A 25,812-nucleotide genomic window follows, 5' to 3' on the forward strand; every position below is an offset into this window, starting at 1 on the left:
GGGCGGGCAGAATGAGTGAACTGGAACGCAAGAACGGCCCCTCCGCAGTGGCGGAGACCGTGACCAAGGACGGCCGCCGGATTGGAACGGAGGTCCTCTTCAGCGCCAAGGACATCACCAAGACCTTTGGCGGCACCCAGGCCCTGAAGGGAGTGGAGCTTGAGATCCACCCCGGCGAGATCGTGGGCCTGGTGGGCGAGAACGGCGCGGGCAAGTCCACCCTGCTGAAGATCATTATCGGCGCCCAGCCCCAGACCTCTGGTACCATGAGCTTCCACGGCGCCCCCTATGAACCCAAGACCCCCATGGACGCCAACAAGGCGGGCGTGGGCATGGTCTTTCAGGAGCAGTCCCTGATTGTTACCCTGAACGTGGCCCAGAACATTTTCTTTGGCCATGAAAAGGACTTCAGGAAGGCCGGCGTCATCAACTGGGCCAAGATGAACCGGGCGGCCGCCGAGGTGCTGGCCGCAGTGGACATCACCAACATCAGCCCCACCAAAAAGGTCAGCGATCTGAACTTCGCCACCCGCCAGATGGTGGAGATCGCCAAGGTTATGAACGTCACCAAGCAGTCCGGCAGCGAACACTGTCTGATCCTGCTGGACGAGCCCACTTCCGTGCTCAACGAGGCTGAGGTGGAAAACCTCTACAAGCAGATGCGCAAGATTGCGGCCCAGGGCCATGCGGTCATCTTTGTCTCCCACCACCTCAACGAGATTCTGGAGGTCACCGACCGCATCTATGTCTATAAGGACGGCACCAGCGTGGGCAGCCTGGACACCAGGGACGCCGACGAGGCCAAGCTGTACGAAATGATGGTGGGCCAGTCCACCACCACGGAGTACTACCATCTGGACCGCCAGACCGCACCCCAGGATGATGTACTTCTGGAGGCCAAAGACCTGGGCCTGCACGGAATCTTCAAGCATGTCAACTTCCAGCTTCACCGGGGAGAGGTGCTGGGCCTGTGCGGCGTGGTGGGCTCCGGCGCGGAAGAGGTGTGCGAGGTGCTCTGCGGCGACGAGAAGCCCTCCTTCGGGGAAATCGCGGTCCGCGGCAGGGCCGTCCGCTTCCGCTCGCCCAAGCAGGCGCTGAGGGAGGGCATCCTTATGATCCCAAAGGAGCGCCTGTTTGAGGGCATCGTCTCTACCCTGTCGGTGGAGGATAACATTGCCCTGTCCAACGCCAAGCAGATGGCCAAGGGCCCCTTTGTTTCGGGCGCGGCGGTGCGCAGGCAGGCCAAGCACTGGATTGGCGAGCTGCGGATCAAGACCCCCGGGCCCCAGGCGCTGCTGCGCCAGCTCTCCGGCGGCAACCAGCAGAAGGTGGTATTCTCCCGGGCCCTGGCCAGCGGTGCGGACATCCTGCTGCTCAACCACCCCACCCGCGGCGTCGACGTGGGCGCCAAGGAGGAGATCTACGCCCTGATCCGCGACATGACGGATGAGGGCAAGGCTGTAATCGTACTGGGCGATACAACAGACGAATGTATCGGCTTGTGTTCCCGCCTGCTCGTCATGAAGGACGGCCTGGTCACCGGCGAATTTGACGCCCCCGCCGACCACAAGCCCTCCCAGGTTGACGTGGTCAGCCTGATGATGTAAGGAGGAATCGAGCTATGAAGACAAAAACTCCCAACGTGTCCGGCAGGAGTGCATGGCTGCGGGACAACATCACAAAATACTTCAGCTTTTCGGCCATCATTATTCTGCTGGTAGCCCTCTCCCTGACCCAGGACAACTTTCTGGGCACCAGCAACCTCAAAAACCTGCTGCGCGACACGGCGCCTCTGATGATTATGTCCGCAGGCATGACAATGGTGCTTCTGTTCGGCTCCATTGACCTGTCCATGGGCGCGGTGTGCTCCGTATCCAACGTGACCTACATCCACCTGATGCTGGCTTTCCAGGACAGCTTCAGCAATCCTCTCCTCACCAGCCTGGCGGCCATGGCGGTCTCTCTGGCGTTTGGCCTGGCCTCCGGTCTGGCGCTGGGCATCATTCACGTCAAGCTGAAGGTACCCTCCTTCATCGCCTCCCTGGGCTTTATGTCCCTATGGCAGTCGGTGGCCCTCCTCATCACGCAGAACCCCGAGTCGGTGCCCAAAGCCCTGTGGGGCACCGTGGAGTGGTACAAGATCGCCTTCGGTGTGGTGGGCCTGCCCCTGATTGTGGCAATCGCCATCATCCTGTTCATCCACTGTGTTACCCGTTACACCCCCAGCGGACGGACCATTTTTGCCATCGGCGGCAACGAGCGCACTGCCCGGGTGGCCGGTATGGGCGTGGATAGGACGAAGATTCTGGTATTTGCCATCAACGGCGTGCTGGCCGCTCTGGCTGGTATCTTCCTGGCGGCCAACCTCCGCTCCAGCGCCCCCACCATCGGAGACCCCTTTACCCTAAAGATTGTGGCGGCCTGCGCCCTGGGCGGCACCTCGCTGGCCGGCGGCAAGGGCAGCGAGCTGGGCACCATCCTGGGCGTGTTTACCGTGGCCATCATTGAAAACGGCATGAACTTTATCGGTGTCAACGCCTACTATCAGAACATTGTCTTTGGTATCTTTGTGTTGGCGGCCATCGCCCTTACGGTGGACCGCAGCATCCGCGGCCAGATCGTCAAGTAAGAAAGAAGGAGTGCCTCTTATGTCCGATGTAAAACCGTTTGTGCTGGACTTTGACCTTGTAAGCGGCTTCTGCACGAGCGGCAAGGTCAAGCCCACCCAGCGCAGAGTGTCCGACATGGTCGCCCAGTTTGCCAATGAGGCGGCGGCCCGGGCCATGGTGGAGGGGGGCGACCCCCTGCTGTATGAGTTCTACGGCCTGGATCTGCCCGAAGACGACTCCGGCGTGCTCCAGTTCGGCACCACCATCCTCTACCCCGGAAAGGTGGGGGAGGAGTATTTCATGACCAAGGGCCACTTTCACACCATCCTGGACACCTCCGAGATCTACTACGGCCTCAGCGGCCACGGCATGATGCTGATGGAGACCCCCGAGGGCCAGGTGGACTGGAAGGAGATCGGCCCCGGCGAGGCCCTCTACGTCCCCGGACGCTGGGCCCACCGCAGCATCAACACCGGCACCGAGCCTCTGGTGATGTTCTTCGTCTACCGGGGGGACGCCGGCCACGACTACGGCACCATCGAGGAGAAGGGCTACCGGAAGCTGGTGGTGGAGCGGGACGGAAGGCCCGCCGTCATCGACAACCCCAAATGGAAGGTGTAGCCCCGCCCTTTGCGGCCGTCCTGTTTGATCTGGACGGCGTCCTGCGCAACACCGAGCCATACCACCGCATGGCCTATGCACAGCTGGCCCGCAGCCTGTCCGGGGGCGCGCCCCCGGACGCCGGAGAGATCGCGGGTAAGTCCAACCTTCAGCTCTATGAGGCTCTGGTGGCCCGCTTCGGCGGGCCGGCCACGGCGGAGGAGCTGTCCCAGCGGCACTTCCGGCTGGTCTGCCAGCTGCTGGAGGAGTACCGGGTGGGGCCGATGCCCGGCCTGGAGGAGGCTCTGTCGGCCCTGCGCCGCCGGGGCATTCCCTTTGGGGTGGTGTCCTCCTCCTGGCGCTGGTACGTGGAGCATTGCCTGCGGGAGTTGGGGATGTATGAGGACGCCGCGGTGATCGTCACCGGCAGCGACGGCCTGCCCCTCAAGCCCGCCCCCGCCCCTTATCAGGCGGCGGCCCGGGTCTTTCGCCCTGCCCCGCCCGGCGCGGTGCTGGCCGTGGAGGACAGCGGCAGCGGCGTCCGCTCCGCCGTGGCGGCGGGTCTGGCCTGCGCGGCGGTATACAACCCCGACTCGGGGGCGCAGGATCTGTCCCCGGCCCGGTGGCGGCTGAACAGCCTGTACGAGCTGCCCGCCCTGCTGGACGGCAACTAAACCAATCCGATTTTTGTTTACATAATAAGGAGGTCATTTCCATGTCCATGCTGCAGCATTCCACCCGCGCCTGGGGCTCCCCCAGCCGCTACATCCAGGGCCGCTATGAGCTGGAGAACATGAAAACCCACACCGAGGTCTACGGCCGCAGGGTGTTCTTCCTCATTGACGTGTTCTTCTTCGCCGACTACAAGAAGCGCTTCGAGGCCCTGTACGCCGGCAGCGACAGCCAGATCCAGTGCGAGCAGTTCGGCGGCCAGTGCACCGAGGAGGAGATCCTCCGCTGCACCGGCCTGGCCAAGGCCCTGAACCCCGACGTGGTGGTGGGCATCGGCGGCGGCAAGACCATGGACACCGCCAAGGCTGTGGCCGACAACTACAACGCGGCGGTGATCATCGTCCCCACCACCGCCTCCACCGACGCTCCCGCCATGGGCCTGTCCGTCATCTACACCGCCGCGGGCGAGCACGTGGGCGCCCGCCACTACAAGAAGAACCCCGATCTGGTGCTGCTGGACACCGACATTCTGGCCAAGGCGCCCATCCGCTTCCTGGTGGCCGGCATGGGCGACGCCCTGTCCACCTACCCGGAGTGCCGGGCCAACGTGCAGTCCGCCTCCCCCAACTACGTCAACAGCGGCTATCACCAGACCATCGCCTGCATTGCCGTGTCCAAGGCGTGCCACGAGACCATCCTGACCAAGGGCGTCAGCGCCAAGCTGGCCGCCGAGCAGGGCCTGTGCACCAAGGACGTGGAGGACGTCATCGAGGCCAACACCCTGCTGTCCGGCCTGGGCGTGCAGAACGGCTCCTGCGCGGGCGCTCACTCCATCGCCGAGGGCATCACCGTCCTGGAGCCCTGCGCCAAGTTGCTGCACGGCGAAGTGGTGGCCTTCGGCATCCTGGTGCAGCTCATCGTGGAGGGCGCCCCCGCCGAGGAGCTTGACGAGCTGTACACCTTCTTCGAGGAAGTGGGCCTGCCCACCACCTTTGACGATCTGGGCATTCCCGACGCCACCGAGGCCGACATCAGGAAGGTGGCCGAGACCTCCATGCACTCCTACTGGGACGTGGAGCCCTTCGCCGTCAACCCGCAGATGGTCTTTGACGGCATCATGATGGCCAACACCCTGGGCAAGCGCCGCAAGGGCCTGTAAGCGGGCCGCGGCCGGACGGAAAGGAAGCGCACGCATGAAAGCCATTCAATACACCGCCCCCCGGCAGTTTGCCGTGGTAGATCTGCCCAAGCCGGAGCCCGGCCCCCACCAGGTGGTCATCCGGGTCAAGGCCTGCGGCATCTGCAAGACCGACCTGACCATCCACGACGGAAGCTTTCTGGCCAAGTTCCCCCTGGTGAACGGCCACGAGTTCGCCGGCGTGATCGACTCGGTGGGCAGCGCCGTCACCGAGTGGAAGGTGGGCGACCGGGTCACCGCCGACAACACTGAGCTGTGCGGCTACTGCGAGCCGTGCCGCAGCGACAAGCCCCTGTACTGCGAGAACTTCAACTCCCACGGCTGCAACATGCCCGGCGGCTTTGCCGAGTATGTGCTCATCAACCACGACAAGGTGTTCGCCCTCAGCGACAAGCTGTCCTTTGAGGAGGCCACCTTTACCGAGCCCACCGCCTGCGCGGTCCACGGCGTGGACCGCATCGCCCCCCGCTTCGGCGACTCCATCCTCATGTTCGGCGCAGGCCCCACCGGCATCATCCTGGCCCAGCTGCTCCGCCGGGCGGGGGCGGGCCGCATGGTCATCGCCGATCCCCACGCCGACAAGCTGGACATTCTGCGCAAGTACGGCTTTACCGACCTGGTGGTCATGGACAAGGCCGACCCGTCCAAGCACACCGCCGAGATCAAGGCCATCATGCCCAAGGGCTTCGACATTGTCATCGACGCCACCGGGGCCGCCTCGGTGTTCGAGTCCTGCTTCCACTTTGTCCACATGGGCAGCAAGATTGTGGCCTACGGCGTCTGCGCCGCCGACGCCAAGGTACCCGTCAGCCCCTACGACATTTTCAGCCAGGAGTACACCATCCTCGGCTCCTTCGCCCAGACCCACTGCTTTGGCCGGGCGCTGGAGTATCTGGAGAGCGGCGCGGTGCAGGTCAAGGAGTTGATCTCCCACGAGCTGCCGCTGGAGGACTACGGCAAGGGCCTGGACTACATCGTCCAGAAGCAGGCCCGCAAGGTTATCATTCACCCCTGAGAGCGCCTCCTCTCCGTGTGCCGAAAAAAGCCCGCCCGCCCCGGCTTGGGGTGGGCGGGCTTTTATGTTTCTCGCTAGGGCTCCACGTCCAGCATCGCCATGGTGGCGGGCATTTCGTGGGCGGTATTGACCTTCTCCTCGTCGGTGACCAGATCGAAGCAGGAGACGATGATCTTGTCCCCCCAGACGCACGGCTCGCCCGGCTCGTCCAGCTCGCCGTGGAAGCCGTCGGTGTCGGGGGAGCAGGCCATCCGCGTCACCCGGCCGTCGGGGGTGATGCGGGCGATGGCGTTGGCCGAGAAGTCGGCCACGTAGATGTTGCCGTAGGGATCGATGGTCATGCCGTCGGTGGACTTCAGGTTGGCCGGATCACAGGCCCACTTGCGGTTCTCCTTCACCGAGCCGTCGGGGTTGAAGGTGATTTTGTGCACCACCCCGTCGCCGAAGTTGCCGACGTAGAGGTTGCCGTCGTGGTCGAACACGATGCCGTCCACGCCGTACTGGCACTTGGGGTTCTCGGTGATAAAGGTGAGGAAGATGTGGGGATCGGCCAGGGTGTTGGTGCAGTGGATGCCCTCGGCGTCCAGGGGGAAGCGGTAGACACAGCTCATGAGCTTGCCGCTGTCCGTCTTCTGGCGGGTCATGCAGCTCTGGGTGACGTACATGTAGTCCCCCCAGATGCGGATGCCGTTGGGGTGCTCCATGTTGTCAGCCACCACGGTGCACTTCACCACCCCCGCGTCGTTGAGCCGCAGGCGGAGGATGCGCCCGGTGAACACCATGTGGGGCTCTCCGGTCCAGCCCGCGTTGTCCACCAGATAGAGGTCGCCGTCGGGGCCGAACTCGATGCCCATGGCCCGGGCCTCACCGGTGTACTCGTTGCGCGGCACGTCAAACCACTTCTTGATGTTGCGGTCCTTGTCGATTTTCAGCACGCAGCTGGGCATGGACAGATCCGCAAAGTTGGGACAGGACAGAATCAGGTTGCCGTCCCTGTCGATGGCCATGCCGTCGGGGGTGCACACCAGCTCCTCCGGCAGCAGGGTGAACAGCTTGGATGTTTGCATAAAGCGCATTGCCTCCTTTTACGCGGTCAGCTCCTTGAGGAACCGGCAGGCCCGGCCCGCCATCTCGTCCAGCCCGGCCTCCCCGGCCCCGCCGCTGAGATCCCGCCAGACCTTGATATCATAGGGAATGGTACCCCCCATGAGCACGAAGGGCTCCATCACAATGGCCCCCTGGTAGTTCACCTGCTTGAGGGCGGCGGCCATGTCCTTCCAGGGCAGGCGGTTGGTGGAGCCGGCGGGGCGGCGGTTGTTCTCCCCCACGTGGAAATGCCCCAGCCAGGGGCCCGCCTCCAGAATGGCGTCCACCATGCTGTCCTCCTCGATGTTCATGTGGAAGGTATCCAGCAGCACCCGGGCGTTGGGACTGCCCAGGCGCTTGACAAACTCCACGCCCTCTTTGGCGGTGTTGAGCAGGTACTGCTCGAAGCGGTTGACCACCTCGCAGCAGTAGAGCACGCCGCAGTCCTCCGCCACCTTCATGAGCCGGGACATGGACTCCAGGGCAAGCTCCTCCTTGCGGCGCTTCTCGTCCAGGGTGATTCCGTGGTCGGGCAGGGCCTGCCACCCGGCGTAGGACACGCCGTTGAGGATGGCCGCCCCCACCTTGGGCATGCTCTCCAGGATGCGGGTGACATGGCGGATGCCGTTCTCCCGCACCGCCGGATCGTCGCTGGCCAGGTCGTATTTGGCCTCCAGGCCGATGGAATAGGTGATGCCCAGGCCGTTGTGATCGGCGCAGGCCTTCAGCTCCCGCAGCCTGGCGTCGTCGTAATAGCCCCACTCGGCGGAGGCCACCTCGCAGATGTCAAAGCCCAGCCAGGCCAGCTTCTCCATCAGGGGTATGTATGCAATCTCGTCCCAGTTGTGGCTCCAGAAGCCGTAGTGCATTCCAATCGGGTTCATGGCGCGCCTCACTGGCCCCGGGCAGCGCGAATCTTCTCCACAAACTGGCGGGCGGTCTCGGTAATCTTGCCGTAGTCGCCGGTCTTGGCCCCGGCGGTCAGGCTGCCGCCCGCGCCCACGGCCACCGCGCCGGCCGCAATCCACTCGGCCACGTTGTCCAGAGACACGCCGCCGGTGGGCATCAGCTCGGCCTGGGGGATGGGGCCGTGGATGGACTTGAGAATCTTCGGCCCGAACAGCTCGCCGGGGAACACCTTGATGATGTCCGCACCCGCCTCCATGCCGGCCACCACCTCGGCGATGCTCATGGCGCCGGGCATGCAGGCCACGCGGTAGCGGTTGCACAGGCGGACGGTGTCGCCGTTGAAGTAGGGGCTGACCACATACTGGGCGCCGGAGAGGATGGCCATGCGGGCGGTCTCGGGGTCCATGACGGTGCCCGCGCCGATGACAAAGTCGGTGCCGTCATACTCTCTGGCCATCTTCTCAATGATGGCGTTGACGCCGGGGGTGGTGTAGGTCAGCTCGATGCCGGCGCAGCCGCCCTCGATGCAGGCCTCGGCGATGCGCATGGCGTCGTCGGCGTCCTTGGCGCGGACCACGGCCACCAGGCCGCAGGAGCGAAGCTTGGCAAGTACCTGTTCCTTTTTCATGGGAAAAACCTCCTTACGCATTCTTGTGGGACGCCATGTACTCGTAGACGGGCAGCATGGCCTTGTAGCACACCTCAAATGCCTCCTTCACCGGGCCGTAGGCGGCCACGGCTTCGGGGTCGGGCTCCACCGTGCGGTTGAGCTCGAGCATCTGGTCGATGACCTCAAAGCCCTTGAACACCCCCACGCCCACGCCGCCGGTGACCGCGGCGCCCATGGAGGTGGCCTCCTCCAGCAGGACGGGCACCTTGATGCGGGCGTTGTAGACGTCGGCCATCATCTGGCACCAGAGGGCGCCCTTTGCGCCGCCGCCCACCACCAGCAGCTCGTCGATGGGGATGCTCCGGCGGAAGGACTCCAGGATAATGTTCAGGTTGAGGGTGACCCCCTCCAGTACGGCCCGGAAGAGGTCGCAGCGCTGGTTCTCCATTTTCAGCCCCAGCCAGGCGGCCGTGGCATCCGGGTTCCAGCGGGGGGCCCGCTCCCCCAGCAGATAGGGCAGGAAAAGGACGCCGTTGGCGCCTACGGGGCTCTTTGCCGCCTCCGCGTTGATGAGATCGTAGGGGCTGATGCCCTGCACTTTGGCCACGGCGGTCTCATATTTGGCCACCTGGCCCTTGAGCCAGTTGTAGGAACTGCCGCCGGCCTGCATGGTGCCGGTGGGCGAGTACAGCCCGGGGACGATGTGGGCCCAGGTGAAGGTGCGCATCTCCTCGTCAAAGAGGGGCTTCTCGCTGGTGGTGGCCACCCAGGCGGAGGTGCCGATGCAGCTAAAGGTGCGGCCCGGGCTGATGGAGCCGGCGCCCACGTTGGAGCACAGGCCGTCGCCGCCGCCCATGACCACCGGCGTGCCCGCCTTCAGGCCGGTCTGCCCGGCGGCCCAGGGGGTGACCTCCCCGGCCACGGTGGTGGAGGGGACGATCTCAGGCAGCTTGTCGCCGTCGATGCCCGAGGCGTTGACGATCTTGTCCGACCACTGGAGGGTGTTCAGATCAATGCAGGCGTTGGAGGTGGCGTCGGAGGGCTCGGTATAAAACTTCCCCGTCAGGCGCAGGACGATGAAGTCCTTGGCGTTGAGGACCTTGTAGGTCTTGGCATACACCTCCGGCTCGTTGTCCCGCACCCACATGAGCTTTTGCAGGCCGTAGGAGGCGCTGTTGCGGTGCCCGGCGATGTGGTAGAAGTCCCGCAGGGAGATCTGCTCCCCCAGGGCGGCGGCCTGGGCCTGGGCCCGCTGGTCGGCCCAGATGATGGAGGGCCGCAGGGGGTTGCCCTGCTTATCCACGCACAGGCACCCCATCATCTGGCCGGAGAAGGAGACTGCGGCGATGTCGCCGGGGTCGATGCGGGCCTTGTCAATCAGGTTGCGGCTGGTGACGCAGATGGCCTTCCAGAAATCCTCGGGATCCTGCTCGGCCCAGTTGGTGTTGAAGTAGTGGCAGTCGTAGCGGAACACCTCGCTGGTGATCATTTTCCCCTCGTCGCTGAACAGGGTTGCCTTGTTGCCGGAGGTGCCCAGATCGTGGGCCAGTATGTATTTCATCGCTGTCCTCCCGCCCTACAGGCCCAGATCGTGGATGAGGTTGGCAGTAGCCATGCGCCCCATGTTGCGGGACGCGCCCGCCGTGGAGGCGGCGCAGTGGGAGCCGAGCACCACGTTGTCCAGGGTAAACCAGCGGGGATCCTTGGGCGGCTCGGAGGAGAAGGCATCGATGCCCGCGCCGCAGAGGCGGCCCGCCTCCAGCGCGTCCAGCAGGGCGTTTTCATCAATGAGGCCGCCCCGGGCGGTGTTGATCAGGATGGCGTCCGGCTTCATTTTGGCCAGCTCCGCCGCGCCGATGAAGTTCTCCGTCTCCGGCGTCAGGGGCAGGTGGAGGGAGATGACGTCGCACTCGGCGAAAATCTCGTCGGGGGCGGCGCGGGTGATGCCGTGGGCCTTGGCGTACGCCTCGTCCCAGAAGGGGTCGTGGGCCAGCACCTTCATGCCGAAGCCCTGGGCCCGCTGGGCCACGTTGCGGCCGATGGCCCCCAGGCCCAGGATGCCGATGGTGCCGCCGGTCACGTCCCGGGTGGTGATCTTCTTCCAGTCGCCCTGGCGGCAGTGCTGGTCAATGAGCACCGTCTTGCGGGCCACCGCCAGGAGCAGGGCCATGGCGTAGTCCGCCACCGCCTCAGCGTTGGCGCCCACCGTGCGGGAGACCTTGATATCCCGGGCCTTGGCGGCGTCCAGATCAATGTTGTCCACCCCCACGCCGTATTTGGCGATGGCCTTGAGCTTGGGGGCGGCGGCGATCACCTCGGCGTCTATGGGATCCACTCCCACGATCACGCCGTCGCAGTCGGCCAGCAGGGCTTTCATGCCCTCCCTGTCCAGGATCCCGCCCGTCTCATTGCGCACCACCTCCAGGCCGGCGGCCCGGAGCATGGCAAAGACCTCGGGATCGGTTTTCCCGTAAGAACGGGGTGTGGTAAGTACCTTCATGACAGAGCCCTCCCCTTGGCGTCACTTTCTCATTTCCCGGGCCAGCCGGTCGCAGGCGGCCAGCCGCTCTCCGGTGATGTCGATGTGGAAGACCTCGGCGATCACCTGGGTCCAGCCATGGATAAAGTATGTCCAGCCGTCCTCAATCAGAAGCCCCCGGCGCTCCCGCTGGGCCTCCGCCTGGTGCATGAACTCCAGGGTGCCCCGGTAGTTGAGCTCCCACACCAGGCCGTTCTCGGGGAATTTGCAGTGGTCGGTGAGGGGGGAGCCGGGCCGGTCCTTGCCCAGCCCGGTGGCGTTGATGACCAGGGAGCCGGCGGGCAGGGCCTCCACAATCCTGTCGTTGAGCTCGGGGGTCTTGCACAGATGGTAGCTCATGGGGACGTTCAGGTACTCCAGGATGCGCACGCCCTCGGCCAGGCGGGGGGCGGAGCGGTTGTTCAGGTGGATGCGGCTGGGCAGATCCTTGCCGTGCCGCTCCTCATTGCCCAGGTAGGCGGAGATGGACAGGGCGGAGCCGCCGGCGCCGATGATGCACACCTCCGCGCCGGTCTTAAGCCAGTGGCCCTCGGGCACGAAGGCGTCCAGGGCCAGGCCGGAGGAGATGGGATCCTTGGCGTGGGCGCGGAGCTGGCCGTCCAGCTTGGAGATGGAGGACAGCTCCCCGAAGCGCTGGGCATAGGGGTCCAGGTAGTCGAACATATCCTTTGCGGCGTTATACATGTCAATTTTGTGTGTGGTCACCAGCGCGCCCAGGGACAGGGGGTCATCCCGGAAGAACTGCACCACCGCCCGGTAGTCCTCGGCGGGGGCGTGGATGGGCAGGTCGATGCCCTTGATCTCCGCGTCCAGCCCCAGCTCCTTGGCCCAGATGGGGAACATTTTCATGATGGAGGACTGTCCGGTGGTGACGCCCACAAAGTACATGGTGGGTCGTTTGGCGGGTTCGGGGAGTTTGATCATGGTCAGGCGCATCCTTTCTTGACTGATTTGGTATTGAAATACCGGTCAGCCGGCGAAGAGCCGCCGGCAATTGAGCACGGTGAAATCCGCAAGGGTTCCGGGGGGGAAGCCGGCCGCCTCCAGCCGGGGCAGAAAGCGCTCCAGCAGGTAGCACAGGCTGATCTCGCCGCCGTAGGCGGCCATGCGCTGGGCGGTGGTGTCCAGAGACAGGAGCAGCCTCTGGGCATACCCCCGCTCACACATGTGCCGCAGCAGCGCCATCTCCTCCTCGTCGGAGTGGTACTTGAAGCGGCCGATGGTGTCGTAGTCCAGGTACACGCCGGTGGCGGCGATGGCGTCATGGGGGCCGAAGTCGGCGGCCTGCCGGTCCACGTGGCAGACGATGAGCCGTTCCGGCGTCAGGCCCGCCCGAAAGCAGAGCTCCAGGGCGGGCAGGGTATTCTCCCCCCGCTCCGTGTGGAGCATCAGCGGCACCCCGCAGCACACCGCCGCCCGGGCGGCCGCCCGCAGCAAAACGGCGTACCGGCCCTCGGCGCCTTCGGCCGGAATGGCGGCCTTTACCAGGCCCGCCCGAAAGGCCGTCGGCTGCGCCGGGCGGCGGTCCGGCTCGGGCCGCCAGGGGAGCATGCCCTCCAGCAGCTCACCGCAGTAGAGGTCGTACAGGCCCTCCTCATCCAGGCTGTGGACCCAGCAGTCCGCCGGGTAAAAGCCCAGCAGATGGTAGCCGGTAGAGGCCGCCACCGCCACGCTGCTCTCCCGCGACAGCGCGCCGAGGCGCTCTGCATCCCGTCCTGCGGCCACGGGCTGGGCGTCCGCCAGGAAGCCTCCCCCCGCCGCCCGGTAGGCGCGCAGCTCCTCCAGTGAACGAGCCGGGTCGTCCAGCCGGAGGGCGGGGTTTTTCTCCGCCATGGGCGTCCGGTGGACAAAGATGTGTTCATGGATCTGGCTGTGCCCCAGCGCGTCCGGTGCGATGGGGCCGCTGACGGTTTGCACATGGAACATGACCTGACCTCCTGATAAAGTATCGTAGGATTGTAACTATGTTACTACATAAAAGGGGAAGCAAATTCCGCGCGTGCACTCACTCGCGGAACAGCTCGACACGGAACCGGCTCTGGTCGCCCCGGTAGTGGGCAAAGGAGAGCTCAATCAGCTTGCCGCTCTGGTTATAGCCGATGGTCTGGAAATAGTGAACCGGGCGGCCCCGCTTCAAGCCCAAAACCGCGGCGTCCTCCGGGTCGGCGGCCCGGGCCTCGCAGATACGGGTGACGTGGGTGACCCGGGTGTCGTCCCGCTTGGACAGCACCTGATAGAGGGACTCCCGGTTAAAGTCGTGTCCCAGGATAAAGCTGCACGCTTCATAGGGCAGGTAGGTCTCCACCCGGACGATGGGCTCGTCGTCGGCAAACCGCTTGCGGTAGAGATAGATGGCCTTGGTGCCCGCGGGCAGCTCCATAAGCTGCGCCACCTCGGGCTCCAGCTCCACCAGCTTGAGATCCAGTACCTCGGTGCTGGGGGTACGGCCGGTGCTGCGTACGTCGTCGTCAAAGGACTGGATGCTCTGAATGAAGCCCTGTACCAGCTTGGGGTGGGCCACAAAGGTGCCCTTGCTCTTGATGCGGTACAGGTGCTCCTCCCGCACCAGGTCGGAGATGGCCTGGCGCACGGTGGTACGGCTGATGCCGAACATCTGGCTGAGCTCCATTTCGGTGGGAATCATGCTCCCCACCGGGTAATTTCCGTTGTCGATCTCCTCCAGGATCAGCTTTTCAAGCTGGAAATACAGGGGAATAGGCACATCCTTATCCAGTCTCTTGTCTTCCAGCATGGCACGATCCCTTCCTCTCTTTTTACAGTCATTGCTTTAACTAGATTGGATTGTTGTAACATATATACATTATAGTCTATAAAGGGGCCCCTTGGCAAGGGGGTCAGGCAAATTCTCTAATTTTGCACAAAGAAATGAGTCAGATATCGCCGAACTGACCAGTCGCAGCCAGACGCTGCGCGGCCTACAGCCTCTGGCTGAACTCCACCGTCTCTCCGTTGGGGCCCAGTAGGTTGAAAAAGCGCACGCCGTTCTCCCAGAAGGGGAGGAACTGAATGGCATCTTCCAACGGGGCCAGGCCGGCCATCCGCACTTCCTCCCAGGCGGACTCAATGTCGTCCACGTCCAGGGCCAGGTGGTCGATGGCTCCGGGCCGGCGGGCGGGCGCGGCGCACTCGTAGGTTTCGATGCACAGGCCGCCGCAGGTGAGAAAGCACACCCGCTCCCCCGTGCCGGGATTGACAGTGCTGTGGGCCCGGACAAAGCCAAGGGACTCATAAAAAGCGGCGGTCTCGTCCAGCGCGGCGGTGGGAAGCCCCAGGTGCTGTAGGCCGGTTACATGCTCTGCAATGCTCACGGAGCTCCCCTCCTCAGTCGTCGCTGGGGTCCACGTCGATGAGGACCTTCATGGTGGTTTCCTGGTGCGTATCGATGTACTCGTAAGCGGCCAGATAGTCGGTAAAGGCAAAATGCCTGCTCATCAGGGGCTGGAGCTGTACCATGCCCTCGCGTACAAAGCGGATGGCATCCACATAGTCCTCGTGGCGATACATCATGGTGGTGTTCAGATCCAGTTCGGAGTCGTTGAGCTTGGCCAGATCACAGTGGGCCAGGCCAGCGTACACCGCAACCAAGATGATGACGCTTCCCTTCCGGGCGTTCTGGATGGCCTGATCCATGGTGGTGTCATTGCCCGCGCAGTCGTAGATGATGTCCGCCTTGTCGGGGCCGAAGCACTCCGTCAGAGCCGCGCCAAAGGGGCGGGTTTTGGTGTTGACAGCGTAATCCGCTCCGCAGGTGCGGGCCAGCTCCAGCCGATAGTCGGAGATATCGGTGGCCATGACCTCGGCCGCGCCAAAGGCCTTCAGGGATTGAACCAGCAGAATGCCGATAGGGCCGCAGCCCAGCACGCATACCTTCTTGCCCGCTATGTCCCCCGCCCGCCTGGCGGCGTGCACCGTGACGGCCAGAGGCTCCAGCATGGCGCCCTCGTCATAGCTCATTCCCGCAGGCAGCGCCGTCACCTTTGAGGCGTCCACCGCGAAGTATTCACTGGCAGTTCCGGTGGTCTGAAAGCCCATAACCTTCAGGTTCTCGCAGAGGTTATACTTGCCGTGGGTGCAGGGGTAGCATTCGCCGCAGTACACCTGGGGTTCAATGGTCACCCGCTGACCCACCTGGAATTGGGTGACTCCCTCCCCCAGCGCCGCGACCTGGCCGGAGACCTCGTGGCCCTGGGTGACCGGGTACTTGGTGTAGGGGTGCTTGCCGTGGTATACGTGGATGTCGGAGCCGCAGATGCCGATGCGCTTGATTTTCACCAGCACCTGCCCGGGCCCGGCCGTGGGAACGGGCACCCTGTCAAACCGGATCTCCCTGGGGGCCGTCATCACTTCCTGCAGCATGGTTTCTTGCATCATACTCACACTCCTTTGTTTGGTCCCGTCCGGTGTGCAGGGAGGCCGGACGGGTAAAATCCATCTATATCATGCGAGTATGGGAGGGGAAAGTCAAGAGGATTTTCGTGAAAAATGCACAGAACATCAGGTAAAATCAGCACCCCGCCGGGGAGAGAGCAGGGGCACTCCGGCTTACCCGGAGAGCCCCTGCTCTGGAATCAGCCCTCTGTGACGCCGATAAAGCCGCCGCCGGTGGTGTAAATCTTATCAATGACCACCTCGGCTGGATCCCCAGAGGTGGGAACCGGGTCGGCGGGGGCCTCGGGGGCGGTCAGATCCACCACCACGGCCCCCTTGGGAGGCTCGGTTTCAGGGGCGGTCTTGCCCTCGGTGTACCGGCCGGACATGGAGAATTCCAAGTCCATCAGACCGGCGGCATCACACTGCATAGAGGCCTCCATCCTGCCGTCGGCGTCCATGGACTCCTGGAGGAAGATGGACATGGGAGCGGAACCGTCGACATCGGCGGAGAGCTCTACGGACAGGTCATAGGCGGATACGTCATCTCCCCGCATGGTGAGGGTGAAGGTGAAGTCGGCGGCCACGCCGTCCTGCTCCAGGGCGTAGTGAAGGATGCGGTCGTTCCCGCTGACCGCCCAGGCGTCGTCCCGCAGGAGCTGGGCGGCCAAATCTACGGCCTGGGTCAGCTCGGAATAGGCGGTGTCCTTGTCATTGGGCTCCACGGTGGAGAGAAGCAGGGACAGCAGGGCGGTATAGTCCACGTCGCCGGTGGTCATCTCCATGAGGGCACCGTAGTCCAACCCCATGTCCTCATATATGGCACTCATATCCATAGAGTACCAAGTGTCGGCGGGCAGGCCGGCGGCCTGCTCCAAAAATGCTCCGCCCAGGCTGATATAGAGCTGTCCGGCCTCCAGATCGCCCCGGAGCTCCATATGGATACCTTCCTCGGCAAGGGCATCCAACAACTCGGTATCGCTGGCGCTCATACCTCCGTTCTGGCCATCCGTCAGAGCCTTCAGGAAGGGGCGCAGGTCCATAGTCAGGCCCATAGCGGCGTCCATCTTCGCGCCGCCGGCCATGACGCCCTCCAGAGTGCCGTCCAGGGTAATGGGCGCAGATTCCGCCGTACTTCCCAGAAGAAGGCCCGTCATGTCCAGAGAGGCGTCAAAGTCGGCGTTCATGTCCCAGATTCCCGTGCGGTACTTCTGGCCGTATGCCAGGTATTTTTCCAGATAGGTAAAGTCATACTTGGATAGGGTCTCCTCCACCAGCTTTTCCATGTCAATGAGGATCACGGTGCGGTCGCCGGCGTCCCAGCCCACGGCGCAGCCAAAGGCCTGAGCGGCAAAGCGTACGGGCACATAGGTGCGGTTGTCGTGGGCGTAGGGGGCCGCGTCCATGGGGATGTGGGTGGTGACGCCGCTGCGCTCCACGGTGGCTGTTGTGCCGCCCAGGGCCATGGTGACGGTGGTGCCGTCCCGAACGGCGGTAATGGTCTGAGCGGCGGGGGAATAGCTCACCTCGGCCCCCATGGCCTCAAACACGGTGCGCACAGGCAGGAAGGTGCGGCCGTCCCTCGCCTCAGGTGCGGCGTCAGGGAAGGACAGATTCCGGCCGTCCAGTTGGACGGAGATGGCGGTGGATGGGGCGGAGGCGGGGACGGACTCCGCGGCCAGGGCGGAGGTGCCGTTACCCAACAGGGCTGCCGCACAGGCGACAGCCAGGGCGCGCTTGGGAAGTGTGTGCATGATTCCATTCCTCCTTTTATCGGTAGAGCCACTATAGCACGCTTTTTTTGCGGTGACAAGAGGGCGGGAGCTCTTCTTATGAGGAAAAATCAAATTTTTTACTTTGCTTAGTCATGTTTGGAATAATCATCGCAGAGCCCCCGTGATACTGTCAACTGAGGTTATCTATCTTTGGGATAAACGGGGTGCGGAGCTTGAAGATCTACAGACCGGGCGGGGCTGAGCCAGGAGCAGCTCGCAGTCCGGCTCCAACTGGACGGGCTGGGGCTGACCCAAAAGGCCATCAGCCGGATGGAGACCGGGGAGCGGGTGGTGGCGGACTATGAGCTGGTCCACCTGGCCCGGGCGCTGGAGGTTGGTGTTCTGGAGCTGCTGGGCCTGGAGCCATAAAAAGGGGGGCGTTCCCGTAGGGAACGCCCCCCTTTTTGGGGTTAGATGGGCCTGTGCTCCAGCTCCAGGCGCCGCTTTTCGAGAATGCGGGGGAGGCGCCAGAAGAAGATAGCGCCGGTGGTGGTGGCGGCCAGGATATCGGCCACCGGCTCGGCCAGAAACACGGCGAAAACCTGGTCGCTGAGGAAGCGGGGCAGGAGCAGGATCAGGGGAATCAGCAGGATCACCTTACGCAGCAGGGCTAGAAAGAGGGAGACGCGGGTCTGGCCCAGCGCCACGAAGGTCTGCTGGCAGGAGAACTGCACCCCCAGCATGAACATACCGGCGGCATAGATGTGCAGCGCCCAGACGGCGATCTCCACCAGCTCCGGCTTGTCGTTAAACAGCGAGACAAACAGGCCCGGAAAGAGCTCCAGGGCGGCGCAGGCGGCACAGCTAAAGCACAGGGAGGAGAAAAAGAGCAGGCGAAAGGTCCGCTTGACCCGGTCCAACTGCCCGGCGCCGTAATTATAGCCCACAATGGGCTGGGCCCCCTGGGACAGGCCCTGAAACAGAAGGGAAAAGACCTGCATGATACTGGAGCAGATGGTCATGGCGCCCACCGCCGGGTCGCCTCCGTAGGTCTTGAGGGAGGAATTGAAGGCGATGTTGACCAGACTCTCGGTGGACTGCATAATGAAGGGTGAGAGCCCCAGGGCCAGCACCGGAGCCAGCACCTTGGCATCCAGACGGAGAAGCCGCCGCTGAATCCGCAGCTTGGTGCGCCTGCCGCACAAAAAGCGCACCACCCACACGGCGGAGACGGCCTGGGCGGTGATGGTGGCCAGAGCCGCGCCCTTTACGCCCATATTCAGGCCGAAGATAAGGATGGGGTCGAGGACGATATTGACCACCGCGCCGATAATCACCGAGGCCATACCGACGGTGGAGAAGCCCTGGGAGGTGATGAAGAAGTTCAGGCCCAGGGCCAGCTCCACAAAAATGGAGCCGTAGAGGTAGATATTCAAATAGTCCATGGAGTAACCGATGGTGTTCTCCGTAGCGCCGAAGAGGTAGAGCATGGGCTCCTTGCAGAGCTGGAATACCACGGTGGCGGCCAGGCCCAGGATCATCAGCAGCAGGGTGCAGTTGCCCAGAATTTTGTTGGCCTCGTCCAGCTTCCCCTCCCCCATGCGCACCACCGCCCGGGAGCCGCCCCCCATGCCCACCAGGGCGGAGATGGCGGAGACAAACAGAATCACGGGGAAGCAGATGCCCAGGCCGGTGAGGGCGAGATCGCCCTCACCGGGGATGTGCCCGATGTAGATGCGGTCCACGATGTTGTAGAGGGCGTTGACCAACTGGGCGGTGACGGTGGGCACCGCCAGCCGCAGGAGGAGCTTGCCGATGGGATCGCGGCCCAGGTCGTTTTCGCGCTTTGCCATGGATCAGCTCTCCTCCTTTTCCAGGAAATAGGTGGCCTCCATGTCGGCCACGCTGAGGGCGAAGGCCAGGGGATACTGCTGGAGGGCCTGGCCCACCAGCCGCTTGTCCTCGTCGCCGGAGAAGCCCATATGCCAGCGGATGGCCATGGCCTCCTCCCGGGTGAGGCGCAGGAAGCCGGAGAGGATGTAGACGCTCTTCTCCCCGTGGCCGTAGGGCAGGGGGTCCTCGTAGAAAAAAGTGGGCACCGCCTGCCACTTGCCGTCGGGGCCCTTCACGTTGCGGGAGCCCTCCCTGTAGCAGCCCGTCTTGCACACGTCGTGGAGCAGTGAAACCAGCGCGGCGCTCTCCGCCGGGTACTCCAGGCCGTACAGCTCCTTCACCCGCTCCCGCTCCAGGTAGGCGGTCAGGCAGTGGTAGACATTGACGCTGTGCTCACACAGGCCGCCCGCGTAGGCCCCGTGGAACCGGGCCGAGGCCGGGGCGGTGAAAAAATCGCTTTTGTGCTCCAGGTAGTCCAGCAGGGCATCCGCCCCGTCCCGCCGGATGTTCTCCCGGTAGATCTCGATAAATTCTTCCTTGGCGCTCATGGGGCAGTCTCCCTTTCCGTTTCACAGATAGTAAAATCCAGTATAGCATAAATTCCGGTGAAAAGCCACCCTCGGCACCCCTGTTTCACACCCGGCATAGGATGGACGGAATAGGAGGAGTGCTATGGAATGGCTTTCGCTGCTTCTGGCCGCGGTCCTGTTTGCCGCGGCCTGTAATCTGGATACTGTAATTCTCTCCATGGGCTACGCGGTGAAGGGCGTGCGGGTCTCCCTGTCCCACAGCCTGATTATCGCCGCCCTCACCACCCTGATCACCTGGGCCTCCCTGCTCCTGGGGGCCGGGGCCGCCCGGGTGCTCAGCGGGCCGCTGCCCAACCTGCTGGGCGGGCTGGTGCTGGTGGGCATCGGGGCGTGGTTCGTGCTGGACTGGCTGCGCCGCCTGGGACCCGCCGGGGAGGCGGAAGGGGAAAACCGGGCCGCCACCCTCTGGGGGTGCGTCTCCCTGGCCGCCGCCCTGGCGGTGAACAACGCGGGCATCGGCGTGGCCGCCGGGGTGTCCGGTATCGCCCCCGGCTGGGCGGCCCTGGCGAATTTCCTGGTCACCCTGGCCGCCCTCCCCCTGGGCCGCGCCCTGGGGGATAAGCTGGCCGGGCGGCTGCTGGGCAAATACGCCCTCCCCCTCTCCGGCGCGCTGCTGGTGCTGCTGGGCATCTGGGAGGCGGTGGGCTAGGCCTTGTTTGAAAATAGTCAACACGCCCAATCGCCGGGCCGTTTGCCCTCTGGACGGCCCAATTTTTCCTTGAAATCCGCCAGGATTCCTGCGAAAAAATTGCTTGCCAGCGGGCAAAATTCCTCGCCGCTGGTCATATTGCTATTTTTCAAACAAGGCCTAGAGTCAGCCCCCATCTACAGGGGTACATCCAGCAGGGGACCCGCCCCAGTACATAACGGCGTAGGGGCGACCCTTGTGGTCGCCCGCGGGCGGCCATAAAGGCCGCCCCTACGGGTTGCGCTCCCGGCGGTCGGAGCGTCCGACCAGATAGTCCAGGGAGACATTGAAATAATCGGCCAGGGCGATCAGGCCAAAGTAATCAGGATGGCGCGTCTCATTTTCATAGGCCCGAATACACCGCTCTGTTACGCTCAGCTCCTGTGCAAAGGTCTTTTGCGTATAACCTCTTTCTTTCCGCAGCATGCCCAGTCTCTGTCCAAACGTCATAATGATTCCCCCAATTTATCAACAGGCTCAATTTGTTCCTGTTCAGAGGCATCTATTGCTATGTTTGACCGATTGCAATTCCAACAGGGCCGGGCCTGCTCCTGACTGCGGGCGGCCACAAGGGCCGCCCCTACGGGTTGCGCTCCCGGCGGTCGGAGCGTCCGACCAGATAATCCAGGGAGACGTCGAAATAGTCGGCCAGGGCGATCAGGCCATCAAAATCCGGCCGGTTTTTCCCCGCCTCATAATTGTGAACTGCCCAGCGGGACACGTTCAAGGCATCCCCGATCGCCTGTTGTGACACCCCTGCTTTCGTACGCAGCTTTGTAAGCCGCTCCTCAAAAGTGGCCATTTTCCGCTCCTCTCTTGACATGTGGAGTTATTCTCAACAAAAGGAGGTTCTATCATGTTTGATCTCTTAGAATTACAGCAGTTGATGACCCATGAGACTTCTCCAGAATACCGCAAGCAGCTTGCCGTTGTCGATACTTACATGACCCGCCTTGGAAAGGGCTTCTCCGCCGCGTTCCTGGACGACTTCTGGTCGGAGCTGTGCAAGCTCTCCGCCATCGAGAGCGACGAACAGTTCCGCTCCGGGCTGTATCTGGGCTCCCAACTCATACTTGCTCTTTCGCAACCGCCTGCCAGAATTCCTCGCCCCTGACGGCAGGCAGGAAGCGCCGTCGGTCGCCGCCCCGGCCCTCCTCGAAGTGACAGGCGGCGGCGTACTCGCACCACTGGCAGGCATTGTGATCCGGCCCCTGCCAGAAGGGGTCGGCGGCGATGTTGCCGGCGGCCAGCTCCCGGCCAATCTCCTCCAGAATCCGCCCGGTGTGCCGGGCCAGCTTGCCCAGCCGCTCGGCGGAGACCAGCGCCTCGCCGGTGATGGCCCCGGCCTTGTTCACCTTCACGGGCAGGAAACGGATGCCCGCCTCCCCCGGCTCCTCCATGGCGGCGAGCACCTCCGGCTCGTCCAGCACAATGCCGCGCCGCCGCAGCTCGGCGTCCACCTTTCTCCGGCGCTCGGCCTCGCTCATGGCCCGGCTGCCCGCGACCACCGCGTCCCGGGCGGGCAGGTAGAGCACGCCGGCCGGGATGATCTCCCGGTTGTAAAGCGCTTCCCCCTCTCGCTCCAGGGTGAACAGGTAGAGCAGCATTTGAAGGCCCATGCCGTTCCAGATATCCGTCAGATCAAAGGTTTTGCGCCCCGTCTTGTAGTCCACGACCCGCAGATAGAGCCGCCCATCGTGCTCCCAGCCGTCCACCCGGTCCACGAAGCCGGAGATGCTGACCGTCATGCCGTCCACACTCAGCTCCACCGGAGGCAGATCCTTCCCCGCGCCGAAGCCCAGCTCGAAGGAAATAGGCTGGAACTGGGATGCGCGCAGCTCCTCCGCCACGTTGTCCACCACGGCGTACACCGATTTGAGCAGCCGCCGGAACAGATAGCGGAAGCGGGCGGTCTCGTGCTCCAGCCCGCCCAGCTCCTCGCTGACGTACCGCTCCACCGCCGCCTGGGCCAGGGTGCGCAGCTCCTCCGCCGGAACCTCCTTCACGCCACCCCGCTCCCGGCAGGCCCGCAGCACGTGCTCCAGCACATAGTGGACGAAGGTGCCGTACTCCGGGGCCTGGAACCCGGCGGCCCGCCGGGGCTCGGCCTTCAGGCCGTACTGCATGAAATAGGAGAAGTGGCAGGACTTGTACTTGTCCATCCGGGAGGCGGACATGGGCACCCGCCTCCCATAGAGGGCGTCCACCGCCGGGCGGGTGAGCCGCCCCCGCTCCATCCGGGCGGCCCGCTCCATCCGCTCCACCAGGGGGGCGTATTCCGGCAGGGCGCGCAGGGCCGCCCCGGCCTGGGGGAACCGCCCCGCCAGCTCCAGGGCGGGCCGGGGGGCCGCCAGCCGGAAGGAGCCGTCCAGCCGCCCCTCCTCCACCCGCCGGGCCTGAGGGAACAGGAAATTCAGCTTGGACTGGAGGAAGGAGGGCCGCCGCTCCTCCCCGTCGGGCCCGGCCGCCGCCCAGCTCACATAGAAGCGCCGCTGGGGCAGGGCGCAGGTCTCGTAGACGATGGTCATCTCCCGGTACAGCTTGTCGGACAGCCGGGGGGCCAGCTCCAGCCCGTAGGAGGCCAGCAGGCTCCGGTCGTCGTCGTTGAGCAGGCCCGGCGACGGCGCGGCGGCGGGGATGGCCCCGTCGTCCGCCCCCAGCAGGAACACCACCGGGCAGGCCCGGTGGGCCAGGCGGGGCATGTCGCCCACATTCACCCGGTCCAGGGACACGGGGATGGAGCCCACGTCGTACTGGGAGAGCACCAGGGCAAAGAGCTTGGAGAACTCGTCCAGCTCCATGGGGGCGTCCCCCAGGATCTGAGCGCACTGCTCCAGGCCGCCGCAGAGGATCTCCCAGAGCTGGGCATACTCCTCCGCCAGCGCGGCCTGCCCCCGGCGGTTCAGCTCCTCGGTGCGCTGGGCCAGCCGCTCCGGCACCCCCGCCGCCTCCAGAAAGGTGTAGAGGGCGATCGCCTGCCCCCGGCCCGTCTTGTCCGGGTTCTTCCGCAGGCCCTCCAGGGGCTGGGCCACCTGCCGCCGCAGCGTGTTGAGCCGGGCCAGCAGGGCCCGGTCCACCTCGGAGAAGGGCAGGCCATACCCCCTGGGGTGGTTCGCCCAGTCCCGCGCCCCCGTCCAGGCGCTCCCCTCCAAGCTCCACTTGAGCACGTAGTTCTCCAGCAGATCCACGTCCTCCGCCGACAGGCCGGTGAGCCCGGTTTTCAGATAGCGAAACACGTCGTCATAGCGGTAGCCCCCCGACGCGGCCTCCAGGGCGGAGGTGATGAGGGCCAGAATGGGCTTTTGCAGAATGTCGCTCATCCGGCTGAGGAACACGGGCACGCCGTACCGGGCGAAGATGGTCTCGACGAGGGAGCCGCAGCCCTCCAGGCTGCGGGCGCACACGGCGATGTCCCGGAAGCGGTACCCCTCCTCCCGCACCAGGCGCAAAATCTCCGCCGCCGTCCACTCCACCTCGGAGTAGGGGCTGTTGGCCTTCAGCATGGTGAGCTCCTCCGCCGCGCCCTCATAGGGGGCGGGCCGGGTGGCAAAGAGCTGGCCCTCCAGGTGGGCCAGGGCCGCCGTCTTGGGCCCGGCCCCGCCGGCGCGCACCTCAATTTCCCGGGAAACGCCCCGCTCCTGGGCCAGCCGGAGGAGCTGGCGGGCGGTGCGGCGGGCGGGGGAAAAGATCCCCGCGCCCCCCTCGTCCTCCTCCAGCTTGTCGCAGGTGAGGGCCACGGTGACGGAATTGGCCTTCCCCAGCAGGGCGGAGAGCACCGCCCGCTCCTGGGGGGTGAAGTCGGTGAAGGCGTCCAGGTAGAAGTCCTTCCCAACCGCCCAGTCCTCCCGGGTGAGCGCCTCCGCCAGCCGGGTCAGCCGGTCCCGGGGGTCGGCCCCCTGGCGGGCGGTCATGGCCTCGTAGGCGCCGTAGATGAGAGAGAGGTCCCGCAGCTTGTCCCCCTCCCCGCCGCCGCTCTCCTCCCCCGCGGTCCAGAGCTGCTCCGGGGTGATGCGGCAGGTCTTGAGCTCGTCCACCGTGGCCAGCAGGCCGGAGAGAAAGGCGGGCTTGCGGGAGGGGCGCTGGTACACCCGCAGCTCCGGGGCCACCGACTTGAGGGCGGCGCACAGCAGCAGCAGGCGGCCGCCCCCGTCCAGCGCCGGGGCGGCTAAACCGCCGTACACGGAGAACACCCGGTTGGCCAGCCGGGTGAAGGAGAGCACCTCGGCGAAGAGGGACACCCGGCTGCCTCCGATGGCGCAGAGCTGGCGCTCCATGCTGTGGGAGTGCTGCTCGGGGACGATCAGGATCTGGGGCCGCCCGTCCCCGGCGGCCATGGCCTCCAGCAGAGCCCGGGTCTTTCCCGTCCCCGCCCGGCCCAGCAGCAGCTTGAGTATGTCTCTCCCCCCATTCTTTGGTCAGATATTAAATTATATCATATCCCGCCCCGCCGCGCAATCTTGGACAGCGGGGACTTCCCCGTTGAGCACATCCCTCCGATATGCTACAATAAACAATATCGCAATTTGGAGGTGCGGCAAATTGGACGCACAGATCTTCTGGAAGGTAATCGGGGCCTATAATATGGATACATGGGGCCTGCAAATCGTCCTCTTGCTCGTTCTCCTGATTATGTTCGCGCTGTCCTACACCCAAAAGGCACCATGGGCGGCAAAGTTTGCCCTCGGAATCGCAAACTTGTGGATCGGTCTCGCTTTTTTCGCCCGTTATGGATCAGAACCTATCCAGAAGTATTTTGCGCTTCCGCTCTATCTGCTCTTCGGCATTCTGTTCCTGTATGAGAGCAGGCACAACGGAGCGGATACGCTCCAAAAACCCACCGCCGTGCAGGCCCTGCTTCTGCTGCTCTGGCTGCTTTACCCCCTCGTCTCCCTCCTTCTGGGAAACGCCTTTCCGCAAATGGTGACACATATTATGCCCTGTCCCATTGTCAGTCTGAGCATCACGGTCTGTGCGGGTTACCGGCACAAGAACAGGCTTCTCCTTGCTCTTCTGACTCTTTGGGGGCTGACTGGGATTAAATCGATCTTTTTTCACGCCTATGAGGACACAATTCTCCTGCTCTGCGGCCTGTATGGGGCTGTACAGCTTGTCATGGCCGTAAGGTCGGCTAGGCGGAACTAGTTTTCAAAGGGGAGCGGCGTTTCGCTGTTCGGGGCGCTGGCGGAGGAGCGGAAGCTCCATCTGCTCCATACCGCCGTCCACAACGGCATGACCGAGCTGGTCTATGTCCCCCGCTAGTCTCCATGCGCGCGAGACGGCCGCCGCCCAAATGGGCGGC

General features: G+C 64.3%; 26 protein-coding genes. 10 read left to right on the forward strand and 16 right to left on the reverse strand.

The genetic code is table 11. The features are described 5' to 3' along the window. Positions 1 to 11 precede the first annotated feature (11 nt). The 6 genes from HMPREF0372_RS15000 to HMPREF0372_RS15025 are packed head-to-tail and all read left to right on the forward strand — an operon-like array spanning position 12 to position 6,094. The gene (locus tag HMPREF0372_RS15000) at positions 12 to 1,607 is read left to right on the forward strand and encodes a sugar ABC transporter ATP-binding protein (protein ID WP_007494279.1); all 1,596 of its coding nucleotides are present in this window, start codon (positions 12 to 14) and stop codon (positions 1,605 to 1,607) included. A gap of 14 nt (positions 1,608 to 1,621) precedes the next feature. After that, the gene (locus HMPREF0372_RS15005) at positions 1,622 to 2,629 is read left to right on the forward strand and encodes an ABC transporter permease (protein WP_007494280.1); all 1,008 of its coding nucleotides are present in this window, start codon (positions 1,622 to 1,624) and stop codon (positions 2,627 to 2,629) included. A gap of 19 nt (positions 2,630 to 2,648) precedes the next feature. Then, positions 2,649 to 3,230, forward strand: coding sequence for a glucose-6-phosphate isomerase (locus HMPREF0372_RS15010; RefSeq protein ID WP_007494281.1), 582 nt, complete (start codon positions 2,649 to 2,651; stop codon positions 3,228 to 3,230). After that, positions 3,218 to 3,883, forward strand: a complete 666-nt coding sequence (locus HMPREF0372_RS15015) for an HAD family hydrolase (RefSeq protein ID WP_007494282.1) — start codon at positions 3,218 to 3,220, stop codon at positions 3,881 to 3,883. Before HMPREF0372_RS15010 ends, HMPREF0372_RS15015 begins: the two co-directional genes overlap by 13 nt. Before the next feature lie 41 nt (positions 3,884 to 3,924). Beyond that, positions 3,925 to 5,040 carry a glycerol dehydrogenase gene (locus HMPREF0372_RS15020; protein ID WP_007494284.1) on the forward strand — a complete coding sequence of 372 codons (1,116 nt, stop codon included), beginning with the start codon at positions 3,925 to 3,927 and terminating at the stop codon, positions 5,038 to 5,040. 34 nt (positions 5,041 to 5,074) lie between these two features. Further along, a complete protein-coding gene (locus tag HMPREF0372_RS15025) occupies positions 5,075 to 6,094 on the forward strand; it encodes a zinc-dependent alcohol dehydrogenase family protein (RefSeq protein WP_007494286.1) in 1,020 nt (339 codons plus the stop codon). Positions 6,095 to 6,168: 74 nt separating this feature from the next. Here HMPREF0372_RS15025 and HMPREF0372_RS15030 read toward each other — a convergent pair whose 3' ends face one another. The 11 genes from HMPREF0372_RS15030 to HMPREF0372_RS15080 all read right to left on the reverse strand — a co-directional run bounded on the left by HMPREF0372_RS15030 (position 6,169) and on the right by HMPREF0372_RS15080 (position 17,381). Then, a complete protein-coding gene (locus HMPREF0372_RS15030; RefSeq protein ID WP_009257158.1) occupies positions 6,169 to 7,161 on the reverse strand; it encodes an SMP-30/gluconolactonase/LRE family protein in 993 nt (330 codons plus the stop codon). A gap of 18 nt (positions 7,162 to 7,179) precedes the next feature. Next, positions 7,180 to 8,064 (reverse strand): D-psicose 3-epimerase, encoded by an 885-nt coding sequence (locus tag HMPREF0372_RS15035; RefSeq protein ID WP_007494289.1) that lies wholly within the window; start codon positions 8,062 to 8,064, stop codon positions 7,180 to 7,182. Positions 8,065 to 8,072: 8 nt separating this feature from the next. After that, on the reverse strand, positions 8,073 to 8,717 hold the full coding sequence (locus HMPREF0372_RS15040) for a bifunctional 2-keto-4-hydroxyglutarate aldolase/2-keto-3-deoxy-6-phosphogluconate aldolase (RefSeq protein WP_009257160.1): 645 nt from the start codon (positions 8,715 to 8,717) through the stop codon (positions 8,073 to 8,075). Between the two features lie 13 nt (positions 8,718 to 8,730). Then, entirely contained in the window at positions 8,731 to 10,260 is a 1,530-nt protein-coding gene (locus HMPREF0372_RS15045; protein ID WP_007494293.1) for a xylulokinase, read from the reverse strand. A 15-nt stretch (positions 10,261 to 10,275) separates the two neighbouring features. Beyond that, entirely contained in the window at positions 10,276 to 11,199 is a 924-nt protein-coding gene (locus HMPREF0372_RS15050; protein WP_007494294.1) for a phosphoglycerate dehydrogenase, read from the reverse strand. 21 nt (positions 11,200 to 11,220) lie between these two features. Further along, the gene (locus HMPREF0372_RS15055) at positions 11,221 to 12,162 is read right to left on the reverse strand and encodes a shikimate dehydrogenase family protein (RefSeq protein ID WP_034566036.1); all 942 of its coding nucleotides are present in this window, start codon (positions 12,160 to 12,162) and stop codon (positions 11,221 to 11,223) included. A gap of 45 nt (positions 12,163 to 12,207) precedes the next feature. Continuing rightward, entirely contained in the window at positions 12,208 to 13,164 is a 957-nt protein-coding gene (locus HMPREF0372_RS15060) for a phosphotriesterase family protein (protein WP_007494298.1), read from the reverse strand. A 79-nt stretch (positions 13,165 to 13,243) separates the two neighbouring features. After that, positions 13,244 to 13,990 (reverse strand): GntR family transcriptional regulator, encoded by a 747-nt coding sequence (locus HMPREF0372_RS15065; RefSeq protein WP_007494300.1) that lies wholly within the window; start codon positions 13,988 to 13,990, stop codon positions 13,244 to 13,246. Positions 13,991 to 14,174: 184 nt separating this feature from the next. Continuing rightward, positions 14,175 to 14,567 carry a VOC family protein gene (locus tag HMPREF0372_RS15070; protein WP_007494303.1) on the reverse strand — a complete coding sequence of 131 codons (393 nt, stop codon included), beginning with the start codon at positions 14,565 to 14,567 and terminating at the stop codon, positions 14,175 to 14,177. Between the two features lie 13 nt (positions 14,568 to 14,580). Beyond that, entirely contained in the window at positions 14,581 to 15,615 is a 1,035-nt protein-coding gene (locus HMPREF0372_RS15075) for a zinc-dependent alcohol dehydrogenase (RefSeq protein WP_039997748.1), read from the reverse strand. A gap of 212 nt (positions 15,616 to 15,827) precedes the next feature. After that, positions 15,828 to 17,381, reverse strand: a complete 1,554-nt coding sequence (locus tag HMPREF0372_RS15080) for a copper amine oxidase N-terminal domain-containing protein (protein WP_007494310.1) — start codon at positions 17,379 to 17,381, stop codon at positions 15,828 to 15,830. A 219-nt stretch (positions 17,382 to 17,600) separates the two neighbouring features. On the opposite strand from HMPREF0372_RS15080, the gene HMPREF0372_RS15085 reads away from it, so the two are divergent. Then, entirely contained in the window at positions 17,601 to 17,771 is a 171-nt protein-coding gene (locus HMPREF0372_RS15085) for a helix-turn-helix domain-containing protein (RefSeq protein WP_080568054.1), read from the forward strand. A 41-nt stretch (positions 17,772 to 17,812) separates the two neighbouring features. Here the strand turns inward: HMPREF0372_RS15085 and HMPREF0372_RS15090 are convergent, their stop codons facing one another. Continuing rightward, positions 17,813 to 19,195, reverse strand: coding sequence for an MATE family efflux transporter (locus tag HMPREF0372_RS15090; protein ID WP_007494314.1), 1,383 nt, complete (start codon positions 19,193 to 19,195; stop codon positions 17,813 to 17,815). A 3-nt stretch (positions 19,196 to 19,198) separates the two neighbouring features. After that, the gene (locus HMPREF0372_RS15095; RefSeq protein WP_007494317.1) at positions 19,199 to 19,783 is read right to left on the reverse strand and encodes a hypothetical protein; all 585 of its coding nucleotides are present in this window, start codon (positions 19,781 to 19,783) and stop codon (positions 19,199 to 19,201) included. Between the two features lie 124 nt (positions 19,784 to 19,907). On the opposite strand from HMPREF0372_RS15095, the gene HMPREF0372_RS15100 reads away from it, so the two are divergent. After that, a complete protein-coding gene (locus HMPREF0372_RS15100; protein WP_007494320.1) occupies positions 19,908 to 20,474 on the forward strand; it encodes an MntP/YtaF family protein in 567 nt (188 codons plus the stop codon). A 270-nt stretch (positions 20,475 to 20,744) separates the two neighbouring features. On the opposite strand, the gene HMPREF0372_RS15105 is transcribed toward HMPREF0372_RS15100, so the two are convergent. Further along, complete coding sequence (locus HMPREF0372_RS15105) at positions 20,745 to 20,963, reverse strand: helix-turn-helix domain-containing protein (protein WP_007494324.1); 219 nt, start codon at positions 20,961 to 20,963, stop codon at positions 20,745 to 20,747. Between the two features lie 130 nt (positions 20,964 to 21,093). Then, positions 21,094 to 21,315 carry a helix-turn-helix domain-containing protein gene (locus HMPREF0372_RS15110; RefSeq protein ID WP_009259567.1) on the reverse strand — a complete coding sequence of 74 codons (222 nt, stop codon included), beginning with the start codon at positions 21,313 to 21,315 and terminating at the stop codon, positions 21,094 to 21,096. 54 nt (positions 21,316 to 21,369) lie between these two features. Between HMPREF0372_RS15110 and HMPREF0372_RS15115 the strand changes: the two genes are divergently transcribed. After that, complete coding sequence (locus tag HMPREF0372_RS15115; protein ID WP_039997735.1) at positions 21,370 to 21,627, forward strand: hypothetical protein; 258 nt, start codon at positions 21,370 to 21,372, stop codon at positions 21,625 to 21,627. Here the strand turns inward: HMPREF0372_RS15115 and HMPREF0372_RS15120 are convergent. Next, on the reverse strand, positions 21,581 to 24,847 hold the full coding sequence (locus tag HMPREF0372_RS15120) for a PD-(D/E)XK nuclease family protein (protein ID WP_007494335.1): 3,267 nt from the start codon (positions 24,845 to 24,847) through the stop codon (positions 21,581 to 21,583). The two genes, HMPREF0372_RS15115 and HMPREF0372_RS15120, sit on opposite strands and share 47 nt — an antisense overlap. A gap of 205 nt (positions 24,848 to 25,052) precedes the next feature. On the opposite strand from HMPREF0372_RS15120, the gene HMPREF0372_RS15125 reads away from it, so the two are divergent. Next, positions 25,053 to 25,655, forward strand: coding sequence for a DUF6064 family protein (locus tag HMPREF0372_RS15125; RefSeq protein ID WP_039997739.1), 603 nt, complete (start codon positions 25,053 to 25,055; stop codon positions 25,653 to 25,655). Positions 25,656 to 25,812: the final 157 nt, after the last annotated feature.

The sequence above is a fragment of the Flavonifractor plautii ATCC 29863 genome (assembly GCF_000239295.1).
Classification (GTDB): Bacteria; Bacillota; Clostridia; order Oscillospirales; family Oscillospiraceae; genus Flavonifractor; species Flavonifractor plautii.

Excerpts from the sequence above, each read along its gene's own strand:
- HMPREF0372_RS15000 (WP_007494279.1), top strand. The coding sequence starts at position 12 with ATGAGTGAACTGGAACGCAAGAACGGCCCCTCCGCAGTGGCGGAGACC.
- HMPREF0372_RS15005 (WP_007494280.1), top strand. The coding sequence starts at position 1,622 with ATGAAGACAAAAACTCCCAACGTGTCCGGCAGGAGTGCATGGCTGCGG.
- HMPREF0372_RS15010 (WP_007494281.1), top strand. The coding sequence starts at position 2,649 with ATGTCCGATGTAAAACCGTTTGTGCTGGACTTTGACCTTGTAAGCGGC.
- HMPREF0372_RS15015 (WP_007494282.1), top strand. The coding sequence starts at position 3,218 with ATGGAAGGTGTAGCCCCGCCCTTTGCGGCCGTCCTGTTTGATCTGGAC.
- HMPREF0372_RS15020 (WP_007494284.1), top strand. The coding sequence starts at position 3,925 with ATGTCCATGCTGCAGCATTCCACCCGCGCCTGGGGCTCCCCCAGCCGC.
- HMPREF0372_RS15025 (WP_007494286.1), top strand. The coding sequence starts at position 5,075 with ATGAAAGCCATTCAATACACCGCCCCCCGGCAGTTTGCCGTGGTAGAT.
- HMPREF0372_RS15030 (WP_009257158.1), bottom strand. The coding sequence starts at position 7,161 with ATGCAAACATCCAAGCTGTTCACCCTGCTGCCGGAGGAGCTGGTGTGC.
- HMPREF0372_RS15035 (WP_007494289.1), bottom strand. The coding sequence starts at position 8,064 with ATGAACCCGATTGGAATGCACTACGGCTTCTGGAGCCACAACTGGGAC.
- HMPREF0372_RS15040 (WP_009257160.1), bottom strand. The coding sequence starts at position 8,717 with ATGAAAAAGGAACAGGTACTTGCCAAGCTTCGCTCCTGCGGCCTGGTG.
- HMPREF0372_RS15045 (WP_007494293.1), bottom strand. The coding sequence starts at position 10,260 with ATGAAATACATACTGGCCCACGATCTGGGCACCTCCGGCAACAAGGCA.
- HMPREF0372_RS15050 (WP_007494294.1), bottom strand. The coding sequence starts at position 11,199 with ATGAAGGTACTTACCACACCCCGTTCTTACGGGAAAACCGATCCCGAG.
- HMPREF0372_RS15055 (WP_034566036.1), bottom strand. The coding sequence starts at position 12,162 with ATGATCAAACTCCCCGAACCCGCCAAACGACCCACCATGTACTTTGTG.
- HMPREF0372_RS15060 (WP_007494298.1), bottom strand. The coding sequence starts at position 13,164 with ATGTTCCATGTGCAAACCGTCAGCGGCCCCATCGCACCGGACGCGCTG.
- HMPREF0372_RS15065 (WP_007494300.1), bottom strand. The coding sequence starts at position 13,990 with ATGCTGGAAGACAAGAGACTGGATAAGGATGTGCCTATTCCCCTGTAT.
- HMPREF0372_RS15075 (WP_039997748.1), bottom strand. The coding sequence starts at position 15,615 with ATGCTGCAGGAAGTGATGACGGCCCCCAGGGAGATCCGGTTTGACAGG.
- HMPREF0372_RS15080 (WP_007494310.1), bottom strand. The coding sequence starts at position 17,381 with ATGCACACACTTCCCAAGCGCGCCCTGGCTGTCGCCTGTGCGGCAGCC.
- HMPREF0372_RS15090 (WP_007494314.1), bottom strand. The coding sequence starts at position 19,195 with ATGGCAAAGCGCGAAAACGACCTGGGCCGCGATCCCATCGGCAAGCTC.
- HMPREF0372_RS15095 (WP_007494317.1), bottom strand. The coding sequence starts at position 19,783 with ATGAGCGCCAAGGAAGAATTTATCGAGATCTACCGGGAGAACATCCGG.
- HMPREF0372_RS15100 (WP_007494320.1), top strand. The coding sequence starts at position 19,908 with ATGGAATGGCTTTCGCTGCTTCTGGCCGCGGTCCTGTTTGCCGCGGCC.
- HMPREF0372_RS15105 (WP_007494324.1), bottom strand. The coding sequence starts at position 20,963 with ATGACGTTTGGACAGAGACTGGGCATGCTGCGGAAAGAAAGAGGTTAT.
- HMPREF0372_RS15110 (WP_009259567.1), bottom strand. The coding sequence starts at position 21,315 with ATGGCCACTTTTGAGGAGCGGCTTACAAAGCTGCGTACGAAAGCAGGG.
- HMPREF0372_RS15115 (WP_039997735.1), top strand. The coding sequence starts at position 21,370 with ATGTTTGATCTCTTAGAATTACAGCAGTTGATGACCCATGAGACTTCT.
- HMPREF0372_RS15120 (WP_007494335.1), bottom strand. The coding sequence starts at position 24,847 with ATGGCCGCCGGGGACGGGCGGCCCCAGATCCTGATCGTCCCCGAGCAG.